Genomic DNA, 13,228 nt, shown 5'->3' on the forward strand with positions numbered 1-13,228 from the left:
TATGAATATACCATAATCCCATCACTATTTTTCATTTTTCTCTAATAAACCCCCTATTCTAAACTATCTGTATTCCTATTTTAGAATCATAAGGGTTACATCTTAACTAAGAATGTATTATAATTTTCAGTGGACAATTAGTTGTAAAATACTATTTTCAAAAGGAGAATCTCGATGACAAAAGAAAAACATCTTAGTAAAATCTTCATGTCTTTATTACTATTTTCAATGATGGTTGTTTTAGCTGCTTGTGGTGCTAGTGGCGACACAAATAAGGAGAGTGGTTCTAAAACTTCCGCTTGGGAGAACATTCAAGAAAAAGGTGAAATTGTTGTCGCAACGTCAGGAACTCTTTATCCAGCATCATACCATGACGGCGAAAGCAAGGAACTAACGGGGTACGAAGTTGAAATAATGAACGAGCTAGGAAAGCGTCTGAAGCTGGAGATCAAATACGTTGAAATGGGTCTAGATGGAATGCTTACTTCTTTGAATAGTGGGCAAGCTGATCTAGCAGTGAATGATATTGAAATCACACCCGAACGGGAAGAGAAATTCACTTTTTCTGAGCCTTATAAGTATTCATTCGGTACTGCTATCGTACGGAAATCGGATCATTCAGGTATTGAGTCTCTTGAAGATTTGAAAGGAAAAAAAGCGGCTGGGGCTGCAACTTCCGTTTATATGCAAGTTGGACGCGACCACGGTGCTGAAGAGGTGATTTATGATAACGTCACAAATGATGTGTATTTGCGTGATGTTTCTATAGGCCGTACGGATGTCATCTTGAATGATTACTACTTACAAAAATTGGCACTTGCTGCATTTCCGGAGTTTGAAATCATGATCCATCCGGATATCAAATATCATCCGAATGTCCAAGCAATCATCATGAAAAAAGACAATGATGAACTACTAAAGCAAGTGAACTCCGTACTTGTCGACATGCACGCGGATGGAACAATTTCTGAATTGTCGAAGCAATTCTTTGGTGGGGAAGATGTATCAGTTGAACAAGACTATGATTTTGAATAATCGAAAAGGCGGCTTGTAATGTGAGTGGAATTGAATGGCAACACATTTTCGATTTGCAGCTTGCCATCGAGTCATTTCCGTATATTTTGCAGGGGGTTGGTTACACCATACTCATTTCCTTTGGGGGCATGGTGTGCGGGCTGATATTGGGCTTCTTCCTGGCGCTAGGCAGAACGTCTAAATTAGTACTATTTAGGTGGCCAGCACGTATCTTCATATCCTATATGCGGGGTACACCGATGCTTGTATTCCTATTTTTACTCTATTTTGGTTTGCCTAATATCGGAATTCAATTTTCAGCTGTCACTGCCGCTTTAATAGGCTTCAGCCTTCACTCTTCAGCTTATATGGCTGAGATTATCCGATCGTCGCTTAACTCAATTGATAAGGGACAATGGGAAGCTGCCACTGCATTAGGGATGTCCTATTGGCAGTCATTGCTTTTTGTAATTTTACCACAAGCAACACGAATCGCAATTCCGCCATTGTCTAATGTTCTACTAGATTTGATCAAAGCATCTTCATTGGCTGCGATGATTACTGTGCCCGATCTGTTTCAACGCGCAAAAATCGTTGGGGGCAGGGAATTCGACTATATGACGGTTTATATTTTGGTAGGTCTAATCTATTGGGGCATTTGCTTACTTGTCGAAGTGTGGCAAAATTATCTAGAAAAAAGTTCTTTGAACAACTAATGATTCTGTAACCAGTTATCATTTCAGCAAAAGCACGGTCGTGTGATATAATTAAAAAATAAAAAACAATATTGAGGAGCATATAACATGTTAAAAGACTTCTTTATCGGATTGTCCCAAAACCAGCTTTTGAATAGCGCGGCAAAAAAATACGGCTTAAAAATGGGAGCACAAAATGTTGTAGCAGGAACTAATGTAGCTGAAACTATCCAAAGTATTAAAGAACTGAATGCACATGGGATTTCTTGTACGGTAGATAACCTTGGGGAATTCGTCTTTGAAAAAGAGGAAGCATTAGCTGCGAAAAAACAAATTTTGGAAGTCATCGAAGCTATTCACGAACACGGGGTCGATGCTCATATTTCTCTAAAACCATCTCAATTAGGTTTAGATATAGATATTGATTTCTGTTTGGAAAATCTAAAAGAAATTGCAGCTAAAGCAAAAAGTTATGAAATTTTTATTAACTTTGATATGGAAGATCATGCTCGTTTGCAACCATCATTTGATCTCCTCGATGAGTTATCTAAGGACTATGACAATATCGGAACGGTAATTCAAGCTTATTTCTTCCGCGCGGTAGAAGATATTCAAAATTACAAAAATTTCCGTTTGCGTATTGTAAAAGGTGCTTATAAAGAGACTGAAGAATATGCTTATCAAGATAAAAAAGAAATCGATGAAAACTATATTCAATTGATCGAATGGCATTTGTTAAATGGTAAATTCACGTCAATTGCAACACATGATCATCATGTCATTAATCATGTAAAACAATTTGTTAAAGAAAATGACATCCCGAATGATAAATTCGAGTTCCAAATGCTATACGGTTTTAGAAAGGACATGCAATTGCAATTGGCTAGCGAAGGGTATAATTTCTGTACATACGTTCCTTTTGGGAATGACTGGTACGGCTATTTCATGCGTCGCCTTGCTGAAAGACCACAAAACTTGAATCTTGTTGTTAAACAAGTGTTCAATAAGAAAACAAATACAATTCTTGGCTTGGCTGTCGGAGCTTTCGCTCTTGGAAGAGTTACCAAGAAGAAATAAGTATAAAAAACAAAAGCGCAAGTGCGAGTGCAAGTGCAAGTGCAAGTGCAAGTGCAAGTGCAAGTGCAAGTGCCTGTTCGGAGGCTTAGGAGTCTGGACGTGAAATCTCTATGTGCTAACTTATCCATAGTACGAGTTTTTATAATATCCTAAGAAACGGAAAAGGATGTAAAATGGGGAACCCCTCAATTTACATCCTTTTTTCAATTCATCCGACAGTCACGATCACTATGAAATAAATAACCATTGCAATCAAGCCAATCGGAACACCAAAACGAGCCCACTCACTGCTTTTAATATTAAGTTTTCCGGCAGCTATGATATTTGGGATGTTTCCGGGTATTAACATACCTCCGCTGATTAACAGTCCAAGTAAAAGGGCTTTAATTGTCGAATCATTCATAACAGGGCTGATTTCTGCTGCAGCTAATGTAGCATTATCAAGCACTGCTGAAATCATGTTAATCCAATATAATACAAGAGGGTTTAAATCTAATAGGTATCTTTCGATAAATGGTTCGAAACCTGCACCAAGCAGTGTAAGGGCCATTACGAACAGATATACTTTAATCCCACGAATAATAATATCCATATACGATTCGGTTCCTTGATTAACTTTTAAACTGTTCAACTTGTTTGAAGGCTTGATTATGATTGCGGCCAGTATTCCAAAAGCAATGACGCCTGGAATGATATCAGGACCGATTAATCGTAGTAAATAGAAAAAGTCTGCATCCAATTTGCTTGTTGCGATTGTTGATAGAGGTTCCCCGATTGGTGTAAGAACAGCACCAAGCCCAATTGAATAACAAGCAATGATGACAAGACGGATTTCTGATTTACGGTCAAGGCGCAAAACGCCTACTATTGCGACCAGGACAATTGCTGCAATAATTGCTGTAATGACACTAGAAAGGATTCCTAAAACGATAACGATAAGTGCTAAGAATAAGCGAAATGGAATTGCTTTGCTCATGCCTCGTATACTTTTTTCGAAAGGTTTTTGTAACCAGCGGAATACTAATCCAGCGATAATAACGGCTAGGGTTATATGTATCGGATCCTCCAGGGCTTTAACGATCAAAGTTGAGTCAAGTACTTGACTGACAAGGACCGCGGAAATCCCCATAATGAATAAAAACACTTCTAAGTTCCGTTCAACTATTTTTACAGTGAACGGCAAAAATAAAACTAGTATTAAAATAATAGACAAGCCAACAATCATAATTATCCTCCTTTTCATTCTAATCTAAAAATAGGGTCAAATTCATCTTATCATTGAAATAGTAATAGAAAAACAATTTATTATAAAAATGAATTCAACAGGATAATTAATTTCTTCTATTCTGAAATTAAAAAAGTATGATTGAGTTGAGATTCCAAATTCTCTATTTGAATGAAGCAAAAAAACAGAAGAAATCGTACTTTTTCAGAAGTTAAATAAACAAAAAAACCACCTAGATTCACTAAGTGGTTTAATTTCTCGCTAAATCTAAAAAAAATTTGTGTATAGTGCAAAAGATATGTTGAAATTAAGAACCCATTGAATTATCTAGGGGGAGGTGATGCCTACTTTCCTTCGTTAGGCGACTTCGCTCTCTATTTGTTCAATATAAATAAGTACTTTTTTATTCCTTCTAATGTTTCGCCCTTAACAGTTCAAATAGTAGGGGCGAAGTTATCGCTATTTTGTCGCTTGAATTTTTATCAGTCGTAATAGATGCTTGAAACGTAACAGGTTCTAAAAGTTAAGGTCTTAATCAAGAAACTCGAAATATAATAATTCTCCTTTTGTCACATTAGAGTTATCAGCATTCAAAAAGTCTTGTATATTGATTGTTCTGCGTTGAAAAGACTGCGATTTGTTATTTACTAAGCTATTTAGTTGTTTTGTCCGCCTCAAGGGAATTCATTACGCTTGTGACCGTGGTTTTGTAATTCATATGGAGAATAGAGGGACATGGTAGAATCGGTGGTTATTGCGAACTGGCGATGATTTAATCTTAATCAGTACAATTTGTTATCATAATCATAATATTGGAAAGTAGATGACGAATAATTTAGTGAAGCTTGTAAACGAATTAAAAACTGATATTTTCAAGTGAGTTTGAATCTTGCGATTTTACTCCACTCAATTTGCGTATTTAATTTTCTTTTGTATCGTCTTCCTTTTCTAAGCGTTTAACAATTATCTCCAAAAACTTATTGAGTTTCTCAATATCAGTACTCTGCGAGTTATTCTGTACTTGATCATTTTTTAATTCGTCAATTTGATTCTGTAATTTATCAAGTTCTTGTTGCTGTTGGATGTCAGAAATCCTACTTTCTTCGATTGAAATAGCGGCCCCTAGGGTTTGTAGGGCATCCCCTAAGGTAGAAATTGCTGAACCCCATAATGAAATTTTAGCACCAGTATCCGTTGAACTATCGTTATTTTGTAATCCCGTATTGAATACTGAGTCGCTTCTTCTCAAAGTTATCACTCCTTGACCATATTAACTAACGTATTATTTCATTCTATTAGATACTATATGTTCATCCAATAGAACGGGGAACTTACTGTAAACTATCCTATGTTTAGTTTACTCGAGGTTGTTAAATGCAAGATTTAAGACTTATGTTGAAACAAAACAAGCAGCCCTGTAAACTCACAGGGCTGCTTGTTTTGTTTCAATTGTATTAGCGTACGCCTTTCATAAATCGTTGGATAACCGGCGACATTGCGAATAAGAGGAAACTTAATAGAATCGCTGTTCCACCGATGATTCCAAAATACATCATTTCAGTTTCAGGTTTATATAATTTAACGATCTGTGCGTTAAGCGCTTGTGCAGCAGCATTCGATAGGAACCACAGACTCATCGTCTGCGCAGAGAACGCTACCGGCGCCAGTTTAGTCGTAGCTGACAATCCTACCGGAGATAAGCACAGTTCCCCTAAGACGACGACAAAGATGCTTAGGATGAGCCATAGTGGGTTCACGAGAGCATCTGTCCCACCTAAATAGCCGGGCACTAAAATAATGATGAATGATAAACCGGCAAACAGAAGACCTAACGAGAACTTCTGCGGAATATTCGGTTGCCGATCACCAAGTTTCATCCATAGCCATGCAAAGACAGGAGCCATTGTAATGATAAACAATGGGTTAAATGATTGGAAAAAGGCTGGTGAAATTTGATAGCCAAAAATATTAAGGTTTGTTCGTGTATCTGCATAAACTGCAAGAATTGTTGAACCTTGCTCGGCAATTGCCCAAAATACGACAGCTGATAAGAAGAGCGGGATGAACGCAATTATTCGGGACCGTTCCACATCATTTGTTTTTGGACTCCTATACATAACAATAAAATAAACCGTTGGGATAAGGAAGCCGAGAATACCGACAATTATAATGAATGATTCAAAAGTCAGCCAACCTCGAGGGATGGCAATTGCAACAAGAATCCCAATCACTACAGCCGCAATTGCGAAAATTGAGAATACTTTTCTTTTCTCGGACGGTTGTAATGGATTCGCTACTTGTGTACCCGCTAAGCCGAGACTTTTCTTTTTTGTCAAAACGAACATTAATAAACCGAAAAACATTCCAATAGCAGCAACACCGAATCCTAGATGGAAACTTGTTTTCATTAAACTACCAACGATAAGTGGTGAGATGAATGCACCTAAGTTAATACCCATATAGAAGATGCTGAATCCTGAATCACGACGGTTGTCGTTTTCAGGGTAAATATCACCAACTACACTGGAGACGTTTGGTTTTAGTAACCCTGTACCAATTACGATAAGAATCATCGAAACGAAGAACAGTGAAATGTTACCGGGAATTGCAAGCGCGATATGACCAAGCATAATGAATATTCCACCATAAAAAATTGCTTTTGAGGTACCGAATACCCGGTCAGCTAACCAGCCGCCAATAATACCTGACATGTAGACCAGCGAACCATAGATTGACACGATGGACAAGGCGATAGTTTTATCTAATCCAAGTCCGCCATTTGATACTTCGTAGTACATATAGTACACGAGTATTGCTCTCATACCATAATACGAGAACCGTTCCCAGAATTCCGTGAAGAATAATGTGAACAAACCTTTCGGGTGCCCGAAGAAGCCTTTTTGCGGAACACTCTCCACGATCTGTTTCTTAGTTAGCTGTGACATGATGATGCCTCCTTCATATTTCACTATAATACAATTAAACGTTTTCAATTGTCAAAAATAATTATTGGAAACGCTGTTATTTCAATTAACGTTTATATTACAACGTTTCGATATAATGATAATTTTCTAAATCTAATAAATAGATATTTTGTGATAATAAATTAATTATATAGTAAAAGTCTGCGAGATTAATACACATGTATCCATGTCACTTTTCATAGAGTGTAGGAGATGTAGATGCTAAATTCGATGAAAATCCTTAAAAGGTGCAGCTCAAAGTGCAATGCACGTCAGTTGTCATAGTATTCATGCACTCTATTTCCCGGCAAAGGCTGATTGTTAGTTCATTACATAACCATTGGCTCTATATGCAACCAACAATTCTGTACATTCACATCCAATCCGCTGAACCTCCACTGGATTTCACAAGTAAATTTACGTATTCATTTACTTTATTGAGCAGTTATCCGATTGTAGACTAATTATTCGAGGAGGAGAAACGTTGGAAATCTATGATGTCGTTTTAATTCCGCTTATCATCGGAATCGTGGAATTATTGAAGATGTATGGGATGCCAAGGCGGCTACTGCCGTTCATATCACTACTCTTCGGTGTTGTAGGGGGCATTATTTATATTTATCCTGAAGACATTAAGGCAGGTATACTTGTGGGTTTGATGATGGGCTTATCCGCAAGTGGGTTGTATGCGGGAGGGAGAACGGTAATCGAGAAAACTGAATAGAGAAAATGTGGAAAACACCTTAGGCAATGGATAGCTTAAGGGGGATCGATACCTATTTTTCATCTAGTAAAAGAGCGATTTTCAATAAAACTGCATCATGAAAGAGGGTTGGGTTATAGCCGCTTATTTCTTCTATTTTTCGAAGCCGGTACGTTAATGTGTGGCGGTGAACTTCAAAGGTTGCAGCAGCTATAGTGTTGTTCTGATTACAAGAAAAATAGATGGAGAGTGAACGTTTCATTTTTTCATTCAATCCCTTTAACACTCTACTTGAAAATCTGAACGTCTCACTCGATGAGGCGTTTTTTTTCAGTAGGGCCAATAACTCGACATCCTCAAAGTATATGAGATGTTGTGTTGGTTGTGCAAATTGCAATGCATTTTTGGCGGTAGTATAGGAGTAGCGAATTTCATCTAAAGAATTGACGGGATAGCCAACGCCAATTCTGACTAGGGAGTCTTTCTGCAAAGTAAGTAGTAAAATAGAAAGTTTTCTCTTCAAAGTAGTTTCAGTCATTCCGCTAATTAAAATGAATACCTCATTCAATTGTGAATGTCCAATGAGAACAGAGTTTTTTTCAAATTGATCCTCCAATTTTTCAATGATTCTTTGAGAGGAAGGTAGGAAGCTCTTAAATTCGATTAAAAGTGTTGTGTATGGATTTATTGTGCTAAATCCCAAAAGAGAAAGTCTCTCCTTAACAATCAACGAAAGCGGCTCACCGCTAATTAACTCTTCAAAAATCAGTTCTTTCATCTTCCGTTTCCATTCCGCCCGCGAGGTAATGAGTGACTGGTGAACCATCATTTCAGTTGTTAATTGTACAAGTGTTGCGATTTCTCGGAGATCTGCAGGATTACCGGTTATTCCAATGACACCAACTAATTGTTGCTGAAAATGAATCGGCATATTGACGCCTGGTTTTGTGCCATGCCAATTTACCATGTTTTCTTCTGTAATCCATAATATTTCCTTCGTTTTTGCGACGTATGCTGCACCTTCATGTATTTTGTTGATGCGCTGTTCTTCACCTGAAGCCAAAATCATTCCATTCGTATCCATGACATTCAAATTACGGTTTAACCGGACCATCGTTTGTTCAACAATTTCATCTGCAAGTTGCTTTGTCAGCATTATTCTATCCCCCATGTATAACTTTTCCGGAAATATTACGGGTAATTCTATACAATTAGCATAACGTATTATCTGAATAGCTCAACTATACTATTAGTAAGCGCTTTAGTTAAGGGGGAAGTATTTTTGAAAGTAGTTGTGGCACCAGATTCATTTAAAGGTAGTTTAACGGCCGTTGAAGCAGCTGAAGCGATGGTGGCAGGCATTTATGATGCTGACCCCTCTATCGAGACAGTTATGCTTCCTGCGGCTGATGGCGGGGAAGGAACGATGAGCAGTTTGGTTGGCGCTACGGGGGGAGAAATCGTATCCGTCGTCGTACAAGATCCGCTTGGCCGAGAAGTCGGGGCGGCTTATGGCGTTCTTGGAGATAGGAAAACGTCTGTCATTGAAATCGCGGAAGCATCTGGATTGATGCTGTTGCACGAAGAGGAAAGAAATCCACTTGTTACATCGACTTATGGCACGGGCGAATTAATTGTTCATGCACTTGACGCGGGCTTACGCAATTTTATTATTGGGCTTGGGGGAAGTGCGACAAACGACGGTGGTGTAGGAATGTTACAGGCACTTGGAATGCGTTTTCTGGGTGGAAACGGAGTGGAATTGTCAAGGGGGGGAGGTTCACTTGGTAATCTTCATGCAATCGATATGCATGATTTTGATAAACGAATTTCAGAAAGCACTTTCCTAATTGCGTGTGATGTCAGTAACCCATTTGTCGGGCCAACTGGTGCTTCCGCTGTTTTCGGTCCACAAAAAGGGGCTTGTCCTGCGATGGTAAATAGACTTGACGAAAACTTGATGAGGTTAGCCCATGTAATTGAACAACTAACCGGCATTTCTCTTCACGGGAAAAAAGGAGCAGGTGCGGCAGGGGGAGCCGGAGGTGCTTTTCAAGCTTTTTTTCCTGGGGAAATGGAACAGGGTATCGACGTTGTGTTGAATGCGATTTCATTCGACAAACAAATTACTGACGCAGATTTAATTATTACAGGTGAAGGCAAAACTGATAGTCAGACATTATCGGGTAAAACACCATTTGGAGTTGCGAAAGTGGCCTATAAAGAGGGAAAGCCAATCATTCTTATTTCAGGTGTGATAGATCAAGAGAGCCGGGATCTATTGGCGCCCATATTCAACGAATTACATGCGATTACAGACGGAACGGTTTCATCACAAGAGTCGATTGCGCATCCAAGTCATTATTTAAGAGCGAAAACAAAGTTGGTAATGGAGAATTATTTAACTAACTATACAAAAGGGGTGTAGAGATGTTATTTGCAGTTATTGCACTTAGTGTTGTGCTCGTTGTTGTGTTGACAGCTGTTTTTAAAGTTCATCCGTTTTTATCTTTACTGCTCGGCGCATTTTTCGTCGGTATTGCTTCAGGCATGCCGTTGCTCACGGTAGTGGAAAATGTCAATGAAGGATTCGGCGGATTAATGAAATCGATTGGGATTGTCATTGTCGCGGGGACTATTATTGGAGTCATTCTAGAAAAGTCGGGTGCGGCATATAGAATGGCGGAAGTCGTTTTACGAGTAATCGGTGAAAAGCGCCCTCAGTTGGCAATGTCAATCATCGGTTATATCGTATCAATCCCTGTTTTTTGTGATTCTGGCTTCATTATATTAGCAAGTTTGAAAAAGGCATTGGCGAAACGTTCAAAAGTGGCGATTGCATCCATGTCAGTTGCACTTGCAACCGGATTGTATGCGACACACACGTTAGTTCCGCCAACACCGGGACCAATTGCTGCAGCTGGTAATATCGGCGCGGAAAATTATCTAGGGACTATTATTTTAATTGGACTTTTCGTTGCGATTCCAGCAGTTATTGTTGGTTATTTCTGGGCGGTAAAAGTAGCCTCAAAAATCGAAGTACCGGAAGATACTGAGGAAGGCGGACTGAATTACGAAGAGATTGTTGAATCGTTCGGAAAAATGCCCTCCACGTTCAAAGCATTCTTGCCAATTGTACTGCCAATAGTATTGATTGGAATCGGTTCTGTGGCAGCACTTACTGGCGAAGACACTGCTTTTATCAACTTCCTACGATTTTTAGGAGCACCATCCGTCGCGCTTCTATTCGGTGTGCTGGCATCGTTTTTGTTACTTCCTAAATTTAATGAGGAAACGCTTTCAGGTTGGATTGGCGATGCATTGAAGGAAGCTGCTCCTATTCTTCTTATTACTGGGGCAGGAGGAGCATTCGGGAAAGTTATTTCAAATTCAGGTATTGCAGACCTTATCGCAAACATGAATATGGAGGCGTTAGCGGGTGGTGCTCTGTTCCTCCTTATTCCATTTATTATCGCAGCCGCATTGAAAACAGCCCAAGGATCTTCGACTGCTTCACTTGTCATCACCTCAACATTAATAGCACCACTATTGCCTTCAATGGGAATTGAAGGAGCGATTCCACTTGCGCTTGTAGTCATGGCGATTGGTGCCGGAGCAATGACTGTTAGCCATGTGAATGACAGCTTCTTCTGGGTCGTTACACAATTTAGTGGCATGACAGTGACGGATGCGTATAAGGCACAAACGATGGCAACGCTGTTACAAGGCGTAACAACAATTATAGTTACGATGCTACTTTGGACCGTTCTAGTGTAAAGCATGAGATAAGGAAGTCTGATCTGTTAGTGAGCTTTCTAGCTAACAGATCAGACTTTTTCCATTCTATTAATAAATCATATCCATATTAATTACTCACTAAGTTGAACAATCGCTAATGACAGAAAATTCAAGGTGTTATATACTATATCAAAATGGTGAGGTGATCTATATGAATATGCCACTAGTATTACCGCAATTTCTCGATCGAGCAGTTGCTTTGTATGGAGAAAAGGATGCGGTACATTGTGAAGAACGTGTTTTTACATACCGACAACTGAATAATAGAGTAAACCAACTTTCTAGAGGGCTACGCGAGTTAGGGATTGGAAAAGAGGACAGGGTCGCTTATTTAGCAGGGAATTCTCTTGAAATGTTGGAAGGGTTTTATGGCGTTTTTCAAATTGGTGCAGTAATGGTTCCGCTCAATATTCGTTTAAAGCCGGAAGATTACGTATTCATCTTAAATCATAGTGAAGCCAAAGTTCTTTTTGTCGACCAAGATCTCTATGGCTTAATTAACCCAGTGATCGATCAATTTGAAACGGTAAAGCATATTATTGTTCACTACAAAGATCAAGAAACACTAGAAACGGGCTATGACGACTGGCTTGCTACTTACTCATCTGATGCATTTGACCGTGCAGAACTGGATGAAAATGATGTCTGTAGCTTACTGTATACGAGTGGAACAACGGGAGATCCAAAAGGGGTCATGTTGACGCATCGTAATAATTATCTACATGCGCTTAGTACGATGCATCATTTGAGGGTCACTGACTCGGACGTCTATTTGCACGTTCTTCCAATGTTCCATGTCAATGGCTGGGGCTCTCCTTTTTACTACACGGCAAATGGGGCTACACATATATGTTCAAGAAAATCGACGCCTGAATCCATTTTTAAAGCACTTCAAGAACATAAAGTATCCATCTTGCATATGGCACCAACCGTATTAAATGCGTTGCTGCTGTATCATGATCAGCATCATCCGGTCATCAATCAAGACATTCGCGTGGTGATTGCAGGATCTGCACCACCTCCTGCCTTCATCGTCAGGGTCGAAGAAGAGCTGGGTTGGGAGTTCATCCAAGTATATGGTATGACGGAATCCTCTCCGCTTAGCCTCATTTCAACGATCCACTCGCATTTGACCGGGTTGTCAAAAAATGAACAGACTGAATTGAAAGCGAAGGCTGGATTCTCGATGATTGGTAGCGATGTTAGGATTGTCGATGAAAATGGAGTGGAAGTTGCCCATGACGGGAAACAAGTCGGGGAAGTGGCAGTGCGGAGTCATGGTGTTATGAAAGGCTATTGGAAAAACGATCATGCAACGGAACAAGCGTTGCAAAATGGCCGGCTTTTAACAGGGGACATGGGGACTATTGATGAAAATGGTTATATCAACATCGTAGACCGAAAGAAAGATGTCATCATTAGTGGCGGAGAGAATATATCATCGATTGAAGTAGAAGGTGTCCTATACGAACACCCTGCGGTACTGGAAGCTGCTGTCATTGCGGTTCCACATGAGAAGTGGGGAGAGACACCTCACGCATATATTGTATTACGCGAGCATAGAAACGCAACCGAACAGGAAATTATTGCTTTCTGCAAAGAAAAGTTAGCCCATTTCAAAGTAGTTACAGGCATAACTTTCGTCAATGAACTTCCAAAAACAGCATCTGGCAAAATTCAAAAAGTCCAAATTCGCGATGCTTACTGGGAAGCGCAAGGAATAACGGGACGTTTGGTGAATTAATGAATGACA

Annotated in this window: 11 protein-coding genes and 1 pseudogene; 8 read left to right on the plus strand and 4 right to left on the minus strand. The window is 39.4% G+C overall.

What is annotated here, in order from left to right:
* Positions 1–174 precede the first annotated feature (174 nt).
* The 3 genes from MKX62_RS18680 to MKX62_RS18690 all read left to right on the plus strand — a co-directional run bounded on the left by MKX62_RS18680 (position 175) and on the right by MKX62_RS18690 (position 2,786).
* A complete protein-coding gene (locus MKX62_RS18680) occupies positions 175–1,035 on the plus strand; it encodes a transporter substrate-binding domain-containing protein (RefSeq protein WP_445683537.1) in 861 nt (286 codons plus the stop codon).
* Between the two features lie 20 nt (positions 1,036–1,055).
* Positions 1,056–1,730: an amino acid ABC transporter permease gene (locus MKX62_RS18685; protein WP_067209019.1), complete on the plus strand. Its 675-nt coding sequence runs from the start codon at positions 1,056–1,058 to the stop codon at positions 1,728–1,730.
* Between the two features lie 87 nt (positions 1,731–1,817).
* The gene (locus MKX62_RS18690; RefSeq protein WP_067209021.1) at positions 1,818–2,786 is read left to right on the plus strand and encodes a proline dehydrogenase family protein; all 969 of its coding nucleotides are present in this window, start codon (positions 1,818–1,820) and stop codon (positions 2,784–2,786) included.
* Positions 2,787–2,994: 208 nt separating this feature from the next.
* Here the strand turns inward: MKX62_RS18690 and MKX62_RS18695 are convergent, their stop codons facing one another.
* The 3 genes from MKX62_RS18695 to MKX62_RS18705 all read right to left on the minus strand — a co-directional run bounded on the left by MKX62_RS18695 (position 2,995) and on the right by MKX62_RS18705 (position 6,956).
* A complete protein-coding gene (locus tag MKX62_RS18695; RefSeq protein WP_340742067.1) occupies positions 2,995–4,011 on the minus strand; it encodes a DUF1646 family protein in 1,017 nt (338 codons plus the stop codon).
* Between the two features lie 919 nt (positions 4,012–4,930).
* Positions 4,931–5,260 (minus strand): hypothetical protein, encoded by a 330-nt coding sequence (locus MKX62_RS18700; protein ID WP_067209027.1) that lies wholly within the window; start codon positions 5,258–5,260, stop codon positions 4,931–4,933.
* 205 nt (positions 5,261–5,465) lie between these two features.
* Complete coding sequence (locus MKX62_RS18705) at positions 5,466–6,956, minus strand: peptide MFS transporter (RefSeq protein WP_067209029.1); 1,491 nt, start codon at positions 6,954–6,956, stop codon at positions 5,466–5,468.
* Positions 6,957–7,261: 305 nt separating this feature from the next.
* Between MKX62_RS18705 and MKX62_RS18710 the strand changes: the two are divergent.
* Both MKX62_RS18710 and MKX62_RS18715 read left to right on the plus strand, forming a co-directional pair.
* Positions 7,262–7,438, plus strand: a pseudogene (locus MKX62_RS18710) (DUF1259 domain-containing protein); the annotation flags it as partial.
* A 20-nt stretch (positions 7,439–7,458) separates the two neighbouring features.
* The gene (locus MKX62_RS18715) at positions 7,459–7,698 is read left to right on the plus strand and encodes a hypothetical protein (protein ID WP_067209032.1); all 240 of its coding nucleotides are present in this window, start codon (positions 7,459–7,461) and stop codon (positions 7,696–7,698) included.
* Between the two features lie 52 nt (positions 7,699–7,750).
* Here MKX62_RS18715 and MKX62_RS18720 read toward each other — a convergent pair whose 3' ends face one another.
* The gene (locus tag MKX62_RS18720) at positions 7,751–8,833 is read right to left on the minus strand and encodes a CdaR family transcriptional regulator (RefSeq protein WP_340742068.1); all 1,083 of its coding nucleotides are present in this window, start codon (positions 8,831–8,833) and stop codon (positions 7,751–7,753) included.
* Positions 8,834–8,959: 126 nt separating this feature from the next.
* Between MKX62_RS18720 and MKX62_RS18725 the strand changes: the two genes are divergently transcribed.
* The 3 genes from MKX62_RS18725 (at position 8,960) to MKX62_RS18735 (ending at position 13,219) form a co-directional block, all read left to right on the plus strand.
* Positions 8,960–10,105: a glycerate kinase gene (locus MKX62_RS18725; RefSeq protein ID WP_340742069.1), complete on the plus strand. Its 1,146-nt coding sequence runs from the start codon at positions 8,960–8,962 to the stop codon at positions 10,103–10,105.
* 2 nt (positions 10,106–10,107) lie between these two features.
* The gene (locus MKX62_RS18730) at positions 10,108–11,454 is read left to right on the plus strand and encodes a GntP family permease (protein WP_338652428.1); all 1,347 of its coding nucleotides are present in this window, start codon (positions 10,108–10,110) and stop codon (positions 11,452–11,454) included.
* 172 nt (positions 11,455–11,626) lie between these two features.
* Complete coding sequence (locus MKX62_RS18735) at positions 11,627–13,219, plus strand: long-chain-fatty-acid--CoA ligase (RefSeq protein WP_340742070.1); 1,593 nt, start codon at positions 11,627–11,629, stop codon at positions 13,217–13,219.
* The last annotated feature ends 9 nt before the right edge of the window (positions 13,220–13,228 follow it).

Source organism: Sporosarcina sp. FSL K6-5500 (assembly GCF_038005665.1).
Taxonomy (GTDB): domain Bacteria; phylum Bacillota; class Bacilli; order Bacillales_A; family Planococcaceae; genus Sporosarcina; species Sporosarcina psychrophila.

What these genes read in the sequence shown, in the direction of transcription:
- MKX62_RS18705 (WP_067209029.1), bottom strand. Translation starts at nt 6,956, where the DNA reads ATGTCACAGCTAACTAAGAAACAGATCGTGGAGAGTGTTCCGCAAAAA.
- MKX62_RS18735 (WP_340742070.1), top strand. Translation starts at nt 11,627, where the DNA reads ATGAATATGCCACTAGTATTACCGCAATTTCTCGATCGAGCAGTTGCT.
- MKX62_RS18730 (WP_338652428.1), top strand. Translation starts at nt 10,108, where the DNA reads ATGTTATTTGCAGTTATTGCACTTAGTGTTGTGCTCGTTGTTGTGTTG.
- MKX62_RS18695 (WP_340742067.1), bottom strand. Translation starts at nt 4,011, where the DNA reads ATGATTGTTGGCTTGTCTATTATTTTAATACTAGTTTTATTTTTGCCG.
- MKX62_RS18720 (WP_340742068.1), bottom strand. Translation starts at nt 8,833, where the DNA reads ATGCTGACAAAGCAACTTGCAGATGAAATTGTTGAACAAACGATGGTC.
- MKX62_RS18690 (WP_067209021.1), top strand. Translation starts at nt 1,818, where the DNA reads ATGTTAAAAGACTTCTTTATCGGATTGTCCCAAAACCAGCTTTTGAAT.
- MKX62_RS18680 (WP_445683537.1), top strand. Translation starts at nt 175, where the DNA reads ATGACAAAAGAAAAACATCTTAGTAAAATCTTCATGTCTTTATTACTA.